Below are 13573 nucleotides of genomic sequence, written 5' to 3' on the forward strand. Positions count from 1 at the left end.
GATAAAAAGGATGCCGTTTCCATCTGGGCTAAAAAAATTAGATTATGCAACAAGCGATAGAATATCTTTCAGGAAAAGATACTATTTTCAAAATCATAATAGAAAAATACGGACTTCCCACGATTCCACAAAGACCGCAAGGTTTTGAGACTTTAGTGTTGTTGATTTTAGAACAACAAGTCTCGATAGATTCAGCCAAAGCCACTTTTTTAAAATTAAGAGAAAAGATAAAAATCTTTGAACCGAGCATTCTACTGGATTTATCGGATGAAGAATTTAGAACCGTTGGCGTAAGCCGTCAAAAAACGTCTTATATCAAGGCATTGTCAATTGCAATACTAAACAAGGATTTAGATTTAGAAAGCTTGCCTGCCAAAACAGCGGATCAAGTACGACAGGAACTCATAAAAATCAAAGGAATAGGAAACTGGACTATCGATATTTACTTGATGTTTTGTCTGCAAGCCCCGGATTTATTGCCGTTAGGAGACATTGCGTTAATAAATACCATCAAGGAACTGCTGGATATTCATGATAAAGGTGCCATGGAAGCGCACGCAATGAAATGGAGTCCGTATCGTTCTTTTGCCACGTATTTTTTGTGGCACCATTATTTAAAAAAACGAAATAGAACGATAGTGTATCAATATTAATTTTTGAAAATTTAATGCAGATAAAACACGGTTTTTTCATTGTAATCAAACACAGATTTTAATAACAAGCTAAGCAAGGTTTAAACGCAAAATAGTGCGATAAACCCTGCTCAGATGTTTTTTAATAAATAATTAAAATTAAAGTTTTTCTAAGATTGCGTTTGAGTATTTTTTAGTGTTTTTGCAAAGCACAAAAACCACACCCTTTTAAAGAAAAATGATATTGAAGACCAAGTTCTAATCCTAGCCTAAAATTGTTAGCTTTATTCTTATTTAAAATGTAATATTCATCTAAATCTGAATAAGTTAAATCATACTCATATCTCAAATTTGTACTATATGATATTTTTTTAGTTAAAAAACCTTTTATACCAACCGAACCGATTATTCCAAATGTGTTTTTTTTATATATCCACCCAGGATTTGTGTTATTGGAGTCATTTGCATTAATTTTTGAGATGAAAACCCTCTGATTAGGTGTGAAAATTGTACTTTGCAGCGCGTCATCGATTGTTGTTTTGTAATCATTTAAAAAAGAGAATTGGATACCTTGATTGAATGTTAGGTATCTATTTTTGTTTATTGGGTGTGAATACTGAATAGTTAATGGGATTTTGTAATATTTAAAATCCATATTAATATCGGCCAGATAAACATTTCCACTGTACTGGGCATCATCATATTTTTTGTTCTGTTTAGAATATTCTACACCTGTTTTTATACCCCAATGTGTATTCCAATTTTTTTCTACGGTTAGACCAAAACCTAACCCATTTGGGATGTTTTGATGGACATCAGTGAGTCCTTGATCGTTACTGTTCCAATCAAAATAAAAAGGGTTTAGATTAATCCCCACTTGCCAATCTTCTATAGATTGAGCATTCCCCCAAAGGGGGATATTCAATAAAAGTAGTGCTATTATTTTTTTTATCATGAGATTAACGATTTAGAATAATTTGTTTTTTTATCACATCAGTTTCCGTTTTTATTTGAATAAAATAGGTTCCGGAGATTAATTTGTTATTTAGAGTTACCTGTAAACTTTTTGTATTTCTTATTTTGGCAGGATAAAGTAATCTATATATAGATGTAAATTCTGTCATATAATTTAATTTCAAGCGAAAATATAACAAAATTTCTTATGAATGTTGTTTTGTTTTAATTTTTTTGGGTATTGAAATGGGTTAAAAAGTATTTGAATAGATGTTTTTATTAATTACGTGTAAGAAGTTAAATTTAATGCAGAGATAACATGGTTTTTTCATTGTAAAAACCTATATTTTGCTTACTTTTGCAAGATATTTATAGAAAAGAAAAAATTAAAATGACTGCAGACAAATTAACAACTTTCGATGTCTTAATCGAAATACCAAGAGGAAGTAGAAATAAATACGAATATGATTTCGAAATAAAAAGAATGCGTTTTGACAGAATGCTTTTTTCATCCATGATGTATCCTGCTGATTACGGATTTATCCCGGAAACATTAGCTTTAGACGGAGATCCATTAGATGTTTTGGTTTTAGTAAATGAACCAACTTTTCCTGGATGCGTAATGGAAGTAAAACCAATTGGTGTTTTTCATATGGCAGATGATAAAGGACCAGATGAAAAAGTCATTTGTGTACCGGTTTCAGATCCAATCTGGAATTCATTAAATGACTTATCTGATATGAATCCACATTTATTAAAAGAAATCGAGCATTTTTTCCAAGTATATAAAGATCTGGAAAATAAAACAGTAGATGTTGGCGGTTGGGGAGATGTAAATGAAGCGTATGCGATCATTAAAGAATGTACAAAACGTTTTAATGATATTGAAAACAAACCAGAAGGATTATTTAGTATTAAATAAATAATTTTCATAATTTTTATAAATAAAGCAATATTCTGTAAAGAGTATTGCTTTTTTGTTTATTTTCGTTTCGTTACATTAACGAAAATAACCAAAAACCACACCAAAATTATGAATACAATAATGATTTACTTGCCAATAGTCATGGCATTTATTGGACTGGCATTTATGTTTGCCAAAAGAACTTGGGTTTTAAAACAAGATGCTGGAGACGGTAAAATGAAAGAGATTTCAGATTATATCTATGAAGGCGCTTTGGCTTTCCTCAAAGCAGAATATAGATTGTTAGCTTTCTTCGTAGTTGGAGCAAGTATTGTTCTTGCAGGAATGTCTTTTTTATTCCATACCACCAACATATTAATAGTTGTCGCTTTTATTTTTGGAGCATTTTTCTCTGCTTTTGCTGGAAATATGGGAATGAAAATCGCAACAAAAACTAATGTTAGAACCACGCAAGCAGCACGTACCAGTTTACCTCAAGCACTGAAAGTTTCTTTTGGTGGCGGAACGGTTATGGGATTGGGAGTTGCCGGTTTAGCAGTTTTAGGTTTGACAAGTTTCTTTATTTTCTTCTATAATTATTTTATGGGTGGTGTTTGGACTTCATCAGAAGATATGACCAAAGTACTGGAAACATTAGCTGGGTTTTCTCTTGGAGCCGAATCGATTGCTTTGTTTGCTCGTGTTGGTGGTGGTATTTATACTAAAGCGGCCGATGTTGGTGCTGATTTAGTGGGTAAAGTAGAAGCAGGAATTCCGGAAGATGATCCTCGTAATCCAGCTACCATTGCGGATAACGTAGGAGATAATGTAGGAGATGTGGCTGGAATGGGTGCCGATTTATTTGGTTCTTATGTAGCTACAGTTTTGGCCGCCATGGTTCTTGGGAATTATGTGATTAAAGACATGGGCGGAAACATTCAAGATGTTTTTGGCGGAATTGGTCCTATTTTATTACCAATGGCAATTGCAGGTTTTGGAATTTTATTTTCTATCATCGGAACGATGTTAGTGAAAATTACTGATGAAAATGCAAAAGAAAAACAAGTTCAAAAAGCGTTGAATATCGGGAACTGGGTTTCTATCATATTAACTGCTGTAGCGTGTTACTTTTTAGTACAATATATGTTACCGGAGACAATGAAAATGAATTTCTTCGGAGAAGGGATTCAAGATATTTCATCGATGAGAGTTTTTTATGCTACCCTTGTTGGATTAACTGTTGGAGCTGTCATTTCATCAGTTACGGAATATTATACAGGATTAGGAACAAAACCAGTAATGGCAATTGTACAAAAATCTGCAACCGGGGCAGGAACTAACGTAATTGCAGGTTTAGCAACTGGAATGATTTCTACATTCCCAACAATATTATTATTTGCTGCGGCAATTTGGACTTCTTATGCTTTAGCAGGATTTTATGGTGTGGCATTAGCGGCTTCGGCAATGATGGCAACAACTGCGATGCAATTAGCAATCGATGCTTTTGGACCAATTTCTGACAATGCTGGTGGAATTGCCGAAATGAGTGAATTACCAAAAGAAGTGCGTACCAGAACTGATATTTTGGATTCAGTAGGAAACACTACTGCTGCAACAGGAAAAGGTTTTGCTATTGCTTCGGCAGCATTAACTTCATTAGCTTTATTTGCAGCTTATGTAACTTTTACTGGAATTGACGGAATCAATATTTTCAAAGCACCAGTTTTAGCGATGTTATTTGTGGGTGGAATGATTCCTGTAGTTTTCTCGGCTTTAGCGATGAATTCTGTTGGAAAAGCAGCAATGGATATGGTTTATGAGGTGCGTCGTCAGTTCAAAGAAATTCCGGGAATTATGGAAGGAACCGGAAAACCGGAATATGCAAAATGTGTTGATATTTCTACCAAAGCAGCTTTACGTGAAATGATGTTGCCTGGGGTTTTGACTATTGGTTTTCCAATTGCAATTGTTTTACTTGGAAAATTAGTTTATGGAGACAATAATCAATTAATCGCCGAAATGTTAGGAGGTTATATGGCAGGAGTAACTGTTTCAGGAGTGCTTTGGGCGGTGTTCCAGAACAATGCGGGCGGTGCTTGGGATAATGCTAAGAAATCATTTGAAGCAGGAGTTTTAATCAATGGTGAGATGACATATAAAGGTTCTGATGCGCACAAAGCGGCGGTAACTGGAGATACTGTTGGAGATCCATTCAAAGATACTTCTGGACCGTCAATGAACATTTTAATTAAATTGACTTGTTTGATCGGATTGGTAATTGCGCCAATTTTAGGTGAAGGAAGCCATACTATTTCTGCGACCGCATCTTGTTGTGCTACTTCTGAAATGTGTACTTCAATGTCTGCAGCCGAATGTATCGCTAAAGGATGTACAAATGCAAATTGCAAATTCATGAATGCAAAAGCAATGGGGAACAATATGGTTTCTAAAGAAATTGCAATTGAAAAAACAAATGGGGATGGAAAAGTAACAGCAACAATCAAAACAACCATAAATGGGAAAGTTACTACTCAGAATTTTGAAGGAACAGATACCGAAGTTCAGGCCAAAATCGATGCCTTGAAATAAAACATTTAGTTGTTAAATAATAAATGCCTCGCAATTGCGGGGCATTTTTGCTTAAACGAGAATATAAACGTCAAAGCAATTAATGAAGGTCCAAAAAATGCAAGTGATCGAGAACCTAATATACTTGCACTACTGCAATCGCTGCGGCGACAAGAAATGTAATTACTAAAGAACCTAAAACAATTCCAAAAGTTCCTATTGTTGTGGCACTTTTGTTAAGAATTCGAATTGTTCTTATGTCATTTTCTACTAAAATAATTTTTTCAGTTTTGCCATCAACTTTTACTATCCCGTAATACTTTCCATCTGTCAGTTCCACTCTTTTAAGTTTAAGTTTCGCTCCATCAGTCTTAGTAATTAATACTTTCCTGTTTGAAGCCACAGCATCATCTAGAGAAACCGATGTCTTCTGATAAATCGCACAACTCTGCATCAGAAGAACAAAAATTAATAAAACACAAACAATTTTACTTTTAAAATACTTTTGACTCATAATTTTTTAATTTTAAATTAATATGAAGAAAACAAGAATTTATAAATTGAGTTAAGATGAATTTTATAAAAGATAAATGAATCACTATTTTTTGTAATCTATTGATTAGTAAAGATATTAAATTATAAATGCCTCGCAACAGCAAGGCATTTATTATATTCAGTTTTTCGCTCTCTAGTTTGGAGAGCGCTAAAATAGATGCTAAAACAATCCGTGTAACTCGGCGTCAATCCTATTGATGATGTTACCTAAATCTTCTGGATTATCGACAAAATTGATGTTGTCTACATCGATAATTAATAGTTTTCCTTTGCTGTAAGTGTGAATCCAGGCTTCATAACGCTCGTTTAGACGGCTTAAATAATCAATTGAAATAGAGTTTTCATATTCGCGTCCGCGTTTGTGAATTTGCCCGACTAAATTAGGAATAGAACTTCTTAAATAAATCAGCAAATCAGGTGCTTTAACCGTGGATTCCATTAATTCAAAAAGAGAAGTGTAGTTCTGAAAATCACGATTTGTCATCAAACCCATCGAATATAAGTTGGGTGCAAAAATATGAGCATCTTCATAAATCGTTCTGTCCTGAATGATTTTTTTACCGCTTTCGCGAATTTGCATCACTTGACGAAAACGACTATTCAAAAAATATATCTGTAAATTAAAGGACCAACGTTCCATTTGATGGTAAAAATCATCCAAGTATGGGTTGTCAACTACGTCTTCAAAATGGGGTTCCCACTTGAAGTGTTTCGACAATAAACGCGTTAAAGTTGTTTTTCCTGAGCCAATGTTTCCTGCTACTGCTATGTGCATTACGGTATTGTGATTTTATAATTTGTAATTCCCTCTGATGTAAAAATAGATAAAATTTGGTCTTTGTAGTAGAATTTTTTAAACGTTTTTTCTGAAATCTCAATTTCAATTTTTAGACTCTTTGCAACATCTTCATAAATGAGATTTTTGTCCTTGCTAAAGAGATAGGTGCTTTGATCTATTATTTCGATAGAATCAAAAGAAGGTATTGTTCCTTTATTGGCTATTTTCCCGAATGGATCACAAGTGCACCAATTATTTTTTTCGTCAATCCAATAAAAAGTATTGAAATCAGTATGGTATATTTTTATGCTTTCGGCAAACGGAATAGAAACCGTCTTATATTCTTTTTTTAAAAAATCAAAAAGACCTATTTGTTGATTCATGCTATTGTAAATCCAAAGTTGGTTTTGAGAGGCTAATCCTATTGCAGCAACTGTTATTGGAATAGGAATTTCAGAAAAATTTATCTTTTGGGTTTCATTCAATTGATTGTCGAGCAAAATGACGGTATTGAAATTCTCATAAAACAACACAATCGTAAGCGGATTTAGCAAATCTACTTTTGTGATTCTACCTAAAGAAACATTCTTATACTCGAATGACTGTTTTTCTTTAACCTTAAACAGAACATTATTTTTAATAAAGTAATAAAAACCAAATTGGTCGTAGCCTAAAAATTGGTCACAATCCAAATGAATAGAGTCAATTTTAGTGGCATTTAGTTTTTGGCTTTGGCCAAAAGCACCACAGAATGAAATGACAGTAAATAACAGAATTAGAATATTCTTCATAGAATGCTAAATTACAATTAAACCTTATACAATTGTGCATGTCTAATTGTTATTTTAACAGTATAATTGTAACATAAACAAGAGATTATCGTCTTATCATTTAAAATTAATAATCATGTATAAAATAATTTTCGTTTTAGTATTTGCTATAGCCTCCTCTTTGGGGATTCATGCACAAGAATTTCAAGGTATGGCGGTTTATGAATCAAAAACCAGCACTTCTGATTTCAAAACTCGAATGCAAGGAAATAAGGATATGAATCCAGACATGCAAAAGATGATAGAAGAAAGAATGAAAAAAATGTTTGAAAAAACGTTTATTCTTAATTTTGACAAGTCAGCATCAATATACAAAGAGGAAGAAAAATTAGAGACACCGGGTTCTGGTCAAGGTAACGGGATGAGAATGATGTCCTCAATGATGGGAGGCGGAGGAACTTTCTATAAAAATGTTAAAGACAAATCTTATACGGTTGATAAAGATTTTATGGGAAAAGAATTTTTAGTAAAAGATTCATTGCCTAATTTAAAATGGAAAATGGAGGCCGAAACTCGAGTTATTGGAGGTTATAATTGTTTTAAAGCTACGGCAATCCGACCTGCCAGTAAAACCGATTTTAGAAATTTCAGACCAAAAAAAGAAGATGCTAAGGTTGCGAAACCTGCTGATAAAGAAAAGAAAACGAGCTTCATGGATGATTTGGACATGCCAAAAGAAATTACAATCACTGCATGGTACACTCCTGAAATTCCCGTAAATCAAGGTCCGGAAAACTATTGGGGACTGCCTGGTTTGATATTGGAAGTAAATGATGGAAAAACAGTTATTTTATGTTCGAAAGTAGTTTTAAATCCTAAAGAAAAAGCAGCAATAAAACCACCAACAAACGGAAAGGTTATTTCTCAAAAAGAATTTGATGAAACGGTAATCAAAAAAATGGAAGAATTCAGAGAAATGAACCATGGACGCGGAGGAAATGGAGGAATGCGTATGAGAATTGGAGGATAATAAAATTAAATTCACAGTTTAAAATTAATAATCAAAATTTCTCCAAAGTTTCATAAATGAAAAAATCAATACTGCTGACCTTATTTTTTATTACTTCAATATCTTTTTCTCAATCAGTTAAACTGGAAGGAACTATTACTGATTCAAAGACCGTAGGCTTAGAAATGGCAAATGTCATGGCGGTAAATAAAGTAACAAAAGCGATGGATTCCTACGCCATTACTAATGACAAAGGAAAGTATGTGCTGACTTTGAAACCCAATACAACTTATAATCTTAAGATAAGTTATTTGGGAATGCAAAATAAAGAGATTGAAATTGTTACTTCTACTGAAAATAGCACTAAAATTATTGCTTTGCAAGAAGGCGGAATCGAATTAGACGGTGTAGAAATAGTTCGAGAAATGCCGGTTTCGATAAAAGGAGACACCATTGTTTATAACGGGGATTCTTTCAAGACCGGAACGGAGCGAAAACTGGAAGACTTGTTAAAAAAACTTCCGGGTGTTGAGGTAAATGCTGATGGTGAAGTAGAAGTAGAAGGGAAAAAAGTCACCAAGTTAATGGTGGAAGGAAAAGATTTTTTTGATGGAGATACTAAACTTGGCGTAAAAAATATTCCGGCTGATGCTATCGATAAAATTCAAGTTTTACGCAATTACAATGAGAATTCAATATTAAAAGGAGTTGAAAACAATCAGGACAATGTGGCAATGAATATCAAACTAAAATCAGGAAAGAAAAATTTCTGGTTTGGAGATATGACCGCGGGAATAGGTGTAGCACATACAGAAAGCCGTTATTTGATCAACCCGAAATTGTTTTATTACAGTCCAAAATACAGCATAAATTTAATTTCAAATTTTAATAATATAGGGGAACTTCCCTTGACAGTTCAAGATTATTTTAAATTTACGGGTGGTTTTAGAGGCATGATGCAAAAAGGAGGATCGAGTTTTAATGTTTCTTCAAATGATTTAGGAATTTCACTTTTAAGAAACAATCGTGCCAAAGAGATTGAGACCCAATTTGGGGCGACCAACTTTTCTTATAATGTAAATAAAGCGTGGAGTTTGAGTGGTTTTGGAATTATTTCTTCTTCCATAACCGACTTGGAAACCAAATCACAAACCAATATTTTACAGCCTAACTCGTCAGAAATTCTTTCAACAGAAAACCGTCAGGAAATGGCGCATCAAAAAAGTAATTTGGGATTATTCAAATTGAGTTCGAGTTATAAACCCAATGCAAAGTTTCAATTTGATTATGATGTTTTGACTAAATTGTCTAAACAGGACGAAAATAATTCTTTGCTTAGAGAATCGATTGTGAGTAATAATTCGCAAACAGAGAACATCAATACATTGAAAAAACAAAACCCGATTTCGGTAAATCAAAACTTGAGTTTGTATTACACTCAGAGCGATAAAAATATTTTTGCTTTCGAAATGCAACATTTGTATCAGGAAGAAGATCCTTTTTATAATGCTAATTTGAAATCACAGCCCTTTAGTTTATCGGGTTATGCTTCCGGTCAAAATAGAAACGATATTAATCAAAATCGTTTTGTGAAAACCAATAAAATAGATGCCAAATTAGATTATTATTATATGCTTACCCAAAAAAGTAATGTCAATGTTACACTGGGAAACACGTATTCAAATCAAGATTTTAATTCGAATATTTTTCAGATTTTAGACAATAAAACGGTAAATAATTTGGGCGATGTCGTAAATACTAATAATGTAAACTATAATTTTAATGATACATTTTTAGGACTTCATTATAAAATTCTGACAGGTAAGTTTACTTTAACCCCAGGAGTGAGTTTGCATGCTTATACTATGAAAAATGAGCAATTAGGAACTAGCAATAAGCGAAATTTCTATAGAGTATTACCGGATTTTTTAGCTATTTATCAAATTAAAAAAGCGGAAAGTTTAACCTATAATTTTTCGTTCAACAATAATTTCACTGATATAAATCAATTGGCCGAAGGCTATGTTTTCTCCAATTATAACAGTTTGACAAAAGGAAATCGACTTTTGGAAAATGCGACTGCACTTGTACATTCTTTACGTTATTTTAAGTACAACATGTTTAATTTCGAAAACATTAGCGCTTTTGCAACTTATTCTAAAAGGGTTGATGCTATAAAAACGCGTGCCATATTCAACGGAGTAAATCAGACTTCATCCCCTTTTAATTCTGATTTTGCCGATGAAACATTGTCGGGTAACGGGTCTTATGGTCGTTCATTCTTGAAGAATTATAAAGCCTCTTTGGGAGCCAATTTAAATTGGTCGAAATTCAATAACATTCAAAACAATATTTTGTCTACAAACGAAAGTTTTACACAGAGCTACACTTTGAAAGCTTCTACCAATTATAAAAAAATGCCCAATCTGGAGCTTGGATATAATATTGTTAAAAATGATTACAACAACTCTACTTTTTACAAGGAGAAACCTTTTGCTAAACTGGATTATTTCTTTCTGGAAAGCTTTTCATTCGTAACTGAATATGAGTTTTACCACTATTACAACAGTAGTAAAACGGTCAATAATGAGTATGATTTCTTGAGCGCTAGCTTGATTTATCAAAAGAAAGGGAGCAAACTGGAATACAAAGTCAGTGGAACCAATTTATTGAACACGACCTCGCTAAATGACGATAGTTTCTCTCAATTTTCCACCAGAACCTCGCAATATACCGTTCAGCCACGCTACGTAATCTTTTCTTTAAAATATAATTTGTAGGAAGCTAATCCAGCTGTTCCTTTCAATCTTTCCATAAAAAGATTTTTTTTCTAAATAAATAAAGGAGCTTCCGTTGGTCGCTCTTTTTTTATAAGAAAAAATGAATCTTTTTTTTGGAAAGGATTTTCTTTACCTCCCGAGACTTCGGGATGGGCTAAAAAAAAACCGTCTCGTTTATAAAACAAGACAGTTTTCTGTATATAAATGCTTAGAATTGTTACAATCCAAAAGCAGTTTTAACTTGGTCAACAAAATCTAATTTTTCCCAAGTAAATAATTCAACAGTAACTGTTTTTTCGTTTCCGCCTGGAGCAGAGAAAGTTTTAGTAACTGTTTCTGGCGTACGTCCCATATGCCCGTAAGCAGCAGTTTCGCTGTAAATTGGATTTCTTAGTTTCAAGCGTTGTTCAATAAAGTAAGGACGCATATCAAAAATTGCTTCTACTTTTTTGGCAATTTCACCATTGGTCATATTCACTTTAGAAGTACCATAGGTATCAATAAAAATACCCATTGGTTTAGCTACACCAATTGCATAAGAAACCTGTACTAAGATTTCTTCGGCAACACCTGCAGCAACTAAATTTTTAGCGATATGACGTGTCGCATACGCCGCACTTCTATCTACTTTACTTGGATCTTTTCCAGAAAATGCACCACCACCGTGAGCTCCTTTTCCACCGTAAGTATCCACAATAATTTTTCTTCCTGTAAGTCCAGTATCTCCGTGTGGTCCTCCAATTACGAATTTCCCGGTAGGATTGATATGGTAGTGAATTGCATCGTTGAATAAATGAGCGTGTGTTGGATTTTTAGCAATGATTCTTGGAATCAAAATTTCAACAAGATCTTTTTTGATTTTTGCAAGCATAGTAGCTTCTTCGTCAAAATCATCATGTTGTGTCGAAATTACAATCGCTTCAATACGTGTTGGTTTATTGTCATCACTGTATTCTAAAGTTACTTGAGACTTAGCATCCGGACGTAAATACGTAATTTCGTTATTTTCACGTCTTAAAATAGCTAATTCCTGCAATAATTTATGTGATAAATCAAGTGCCAAAGGCATGTAATTTTCGGTTTCATTAGTTGCATAACCAAACATCATTCCCTGGTCACCAGCACCTTGCTCTTCAGGGTTAGCTCTGTCAACCCCTTGATTGATATCAGCAGATTGTTCGTGAATAGCCGAAAGAATACCACAAGAATTGGCTTCAAACATATATTCGCTTTTTGTGTAGCCAATTTTTCTAATTACCTCACGGGCAATATGTTGAACGTCTAAGTAGGTATTGGATTTTACTTCTCCTGCTAGGATTACTTGTCCGGTAGTAACTAAAGTTTCACAAGCTACTTTTGACTCTGAATCAAAGGCTAAAAAATTATCAATTAATGCGTCTGAAATTTGATCTGCAATTTTGTCTGGATGTCCTTCACTCACAGATTCTGACGTAAATAAATATGCCATAATAAATATAAATTTAAAATTAAGGGAGGAAAAATAATTGCGGGAAATACTAAAGGAGAGTTTCTGCTTTAGCATTTTTTCTACTGAAAATTTTTCAGCATCCATAATGAATTCGTTTCATTATGAAGAGGTTGCAATCAGTTCAAATTTTTCCTCTTGTATTCGGATGCAAATGTATGAAACCATTTTGAATTGCAAATTAATCTTGACTTATTTTTTTATAAGTAGATAGCTTCGATTTTTTTAAAATCAACAGATTATCTTTTGTAAGGCTGGGATATTTGTTAATTTTCAAATATTTAATTTTCAATTTAAAGATAGTTTTGGATATTAATCAGTATAAAGGTTAAAAATGTAATATTTCTATTTATTTGAGTTTTTCAGGAAATTTTGATTGAAAGCAATTTCTAATGTTGTAGTCGAATTTTTTTGGTTTTGAATTCTCATCAAACTATTGTCAAAATTGTTATTTATAACGTTTTTCCTATTGTAAGTTGTGAATAAATGCTTCTCATCTGATATTGAGTTAATTGAACGAGTAAATTTTATAGTAATAAGGTTAATTTAGTAAGTTTGTTAAACTCTAAAATTAATTAATTATTGCTTTTAAAAGCGATTATTTTTAACAAAAACAGGAGACCAGCTAAGAATTTCAGTTATTAATTTTATTTACGTATTCCGGAAGTATCTATTAAAAGTAATAAGGCCAAATATGAACTATTAATTTATTAAATAATTTAGTTATGAAAGCAAGTGAAAAGTTTTTTGTATTGGAAAATGCACCGAAAAGAGAGTACACAATTGGAAATCACAAGTGGGATAAATGCCTTGATGATTATTATAATTACGTGAAAGAATACAAAATGCATTATAAAAAATCAAAAGAAGGTAACGAAATGTCATTGTCATTATATCCTTATATGAAAGAAAAATGGCAATCGTTAAAAAAACGAATTCATAGAGCTTATCAGAATAAACGATTAAATGAAAAGCAAATCGAAAGGGTTGTTAATATGAAAATAGTTAAAGCTTGCTCTAAATGATTTACTACTAGTTTTTAGGACAATTTTATTAATAACAAAATTATTTATTTATAAAAAACATCAACTATTGCGACGGAAAGGTTAAGGAATTTATTACTGCAGGAAAAATAAA

General features: G+C 32.8%; 11 protein-coding genes. 6 read left to right on the forward strand and 5 right to left on the reverse strand.

Annotated elements, in window-relative coordinates; genetic code table 11:
• Window positions 1–44: 44 nt before the first annotated feature.
• A complete protein-coding gene (locus tag IWX84_RS01425) occupies window positions 45–653 on the forward strand; it encodes a DNA-3-methyladenine glycosylase family protein (protein ID WP_196848969.1) in 609 nt (202 codons plus the stop codon).
• A 172-nt stretch (window positions 654–825) separates the two neighbouring features.
• Here the strand turns inward: IWX84_RS01425 and IWX84_RS01430 are convergent, their stop codons facing one another.
• Window positions 826–1587, reverse strand: a complete 762-nt coding sequence (locus IWX84_RS01430) for an outer membrane beta-barrel protein (protein WP_196848970.1) — start codon at window positions 1585–1587, stop codon at window positions 826–828.
• A gap of 390 nt (window positions 1588–1977) precedes the next feature.
• On the opposite strand from IWX84_RS01430, the gene IWX84_RS01435 reads away from it, so the two are divergent.
• The gene (locus IWX84_RS01435) at window positions 1978–2508 is read left to right on the forward strand and encodes an inorganic diphosphatase (protein ID WP_113637499.1); all 531 of its coding nucleotides are present in this window, start codon (window positions 1978–1980) and stop codon (window positions 2506–2508) included.
• Window positions 2509–2619: 111 nt separating this feature from the next.
• Window positions 2620–5079 carry a sodium-translocating pyrophosphatase gene (locus IWX84_RS01440; protein ID WP_196848971.1) on the forward strand — a complete coding sequence of 820 codons (2460 nt, stop codon included), beginning with the start codon at window positions 2620–2622 and terminating at the stop codon, window positions 5077–5079.
• 115 nt (window positions 5080–5194) lie between these two features.
• Here the strand turns inward: IWX84_RS01440 and IWX84_RS01445 are convergent, their stop codons facing one another.
• The 3 genes from IWX84_RS01445 to IWX84_RS01455 form a co-directional block, all read right to left on the reverse strand.
• Window positions 5195–5572, reverse strand: a complete 378-nt coding sequence (locus IWX84_RS01445) for a hypothetical protein (RefSeq protein ID WP_196848972.1) — start codon at window positions 5570–5572, stop codon at window positions 5195–5197.
• A gap of 201 nt (window positions 5573–5773) precedes the next feature.
• Entirely contained in the window at window positions 5774–6388 is a 615-nt protein-coding gene (locus IWX84_RS01450; RefSeq protein WP_103998264.1) for a deoxynucleoside kinase, read from the reverse strand.
• Window positions 6388–7182, reverse strand: a complete 795-nt coding sequence (locus IWX84_RS01455) for a hypothetical protein (RefSeq protein WP_196848973.1) — start codon at window positions 7180–7182, stop codon at window positions 6388–6390. Before IWX84_RS01455 ends, IWX84_RS01450 begins: the two co-directional genes overlap by 1 nt.
• A 115-nt stretch (window positions 7183–7297) precedes the next feature.
• Between IWX84_RS01455 and IWX84_RS01460 the strand changes: the two genes are divergently transcribed.
• Both IWX84_RS01460 and IWX84_RS01465 read left to right on the forward strand, forming a co-directional pair.
• Window positions 7298–8191 (forward strand): GLPGLI family protein, encoded by an 894-nt coding sequence (locus IWX84_RS01460; RefSeq protein WP_196848974.1) that lies wholly within the window; start codon window positions 7298–7300, stop codon window positions 8189–8191.
• Between the two features lie 56 nt (window positions 8192–8247).
• Window positions 8248–10950 (forward strand): carboxypeptidase regulatory-like domain-containing protein, encoded by a 2703-nt coding sequence (locus IWX84_RS01465; RefSeq protein ID WP_196848975.1) that lies wholly within the window; start codon window positions 8248–8250, stop codon window positions 10948–10950.
• 217 nt (window positions 10951–11167) lie between these two features.
• On the opposite strand, the gene metK is transcribed toward IWX84_RS01465, so the two are convergent.
• Window positions 11168–12418 (reverse strand): methionine adenosyltransferase, encoded by a 1251-nt coding sequence (gene metK / locus IWX84_RS01470; RefSeq protein ID WP_196848976.1) that lies wholly within the window; start codon window positions 12416–12418, stop codon window positions 11168–11170.
• Between the two features lie 743 nt (window positions 12419–13161).
• Here metK and IWX84_RS01475 point away from each other — a divergent pair.
• Window positions 13162–13461 (forward strand): hypothetical protein, encoded by a 300-nt coding sequence (locus IWX84_RS01475; protein ID WP_196848977.1) that lies wholly within the window; start codon window positions 13162–13164, stop codon window positions 13459–13461.
• The last annotated feature ends 112 nt before the right edge of the window (window positions 13462–13573 follow it).

It is taken from the genome of Flavobacterium sp. CG_9.10, assembly GCF_015752245.1.
Classification (GTDB): Bacteria; Bacteroidota; Bacteroidia; order Flavobacteriales; family Flavobacteriaceae; genus Flavobacterium.

What these genes read in the sequence shown, in the direction of transcription:
- IWX84_RS01425 (WP_196848969.1), top strand. Translation starts at nt 45, where the DNA reads ATGCAACAAGCGATAGAATATCTTTCAGGAAAAGATACTATTTTCAAA.
- IWX84_RS01430 (WP_196848970.1), bottom strand. Translation starts at nt 1,587, where the DNA reads ATGATAAAAAAAATAATAGCACTACTTTTATTGAATATCCCCCTTTGG.
- IWX84_RS01435 (WP_113637499.1), top strand. Translation starts at nt 1,978, where the DNA reads ATGACTGCAGACAAATTAACAACTTTCGATGTCTTAATCGAAATACCA.
- IWX84_RS01440 (WP_196848971.1), top strand. Translation starts at nt 2,620, where the DNA reads ATGAATACAATAATGATTTACTTGCCAATAGTCATGGCATTTATTGGA.
- IWX84_RS01445 (WP_196848972.1), bottom strand. Translation starts at nt 5,572, where the DNA reads ATGAGTCAAAAGTATTTTAAAAGTAAAATTGTTTGTGTTTTATTAATT.
- IWX84_RS01450 (WP_103998264.1), bottom strand. Translation starts at nt 6,388, where the DNA reads ATGCACATAGCAGTAGCAGGAAACATTGGCTCAGGAAAAACAACTTTA.
- IWX84_RS01455 (WP_196848973.1), bottom strand. Translation starts at nt 7,182, where the DNA reads ATGAAGAATATTCTAATTCTGTTATTTACTGTCATTTCATTCTGTGGT.
- IWX84_RS01460 (WP_196848974.1), top strand. Translation starts at nt 7,298, where the DNA reads ATGTATAAAATAATTTTCGTTTTAGTATTTGCTATAGCCTCCTCTTTG.
- IWX84_RS01465 (WP_196848975.1), top strand. Translation starts at nt 8,248, where the DNA reads ATGAAAAAATCAATACTGCTGACCTTATTTTTTATTACTTCAATATCT.
- metK (WP_196848976.1), bottom strand. Translation starts at nt 12,418, where the DNA reads ATGGCATATTTATTTACGTCAGAATCTGTGAGTGAAGGACATCCAGAC.
- IWX84_RS01475 (WP_196848977.1), top strand. Translation starts at nt 13,162, where the DNA reads ATGAAAGCAAGTGAAAAGTTTTTTGTATTGGAAAATGCACCGAAAAGA.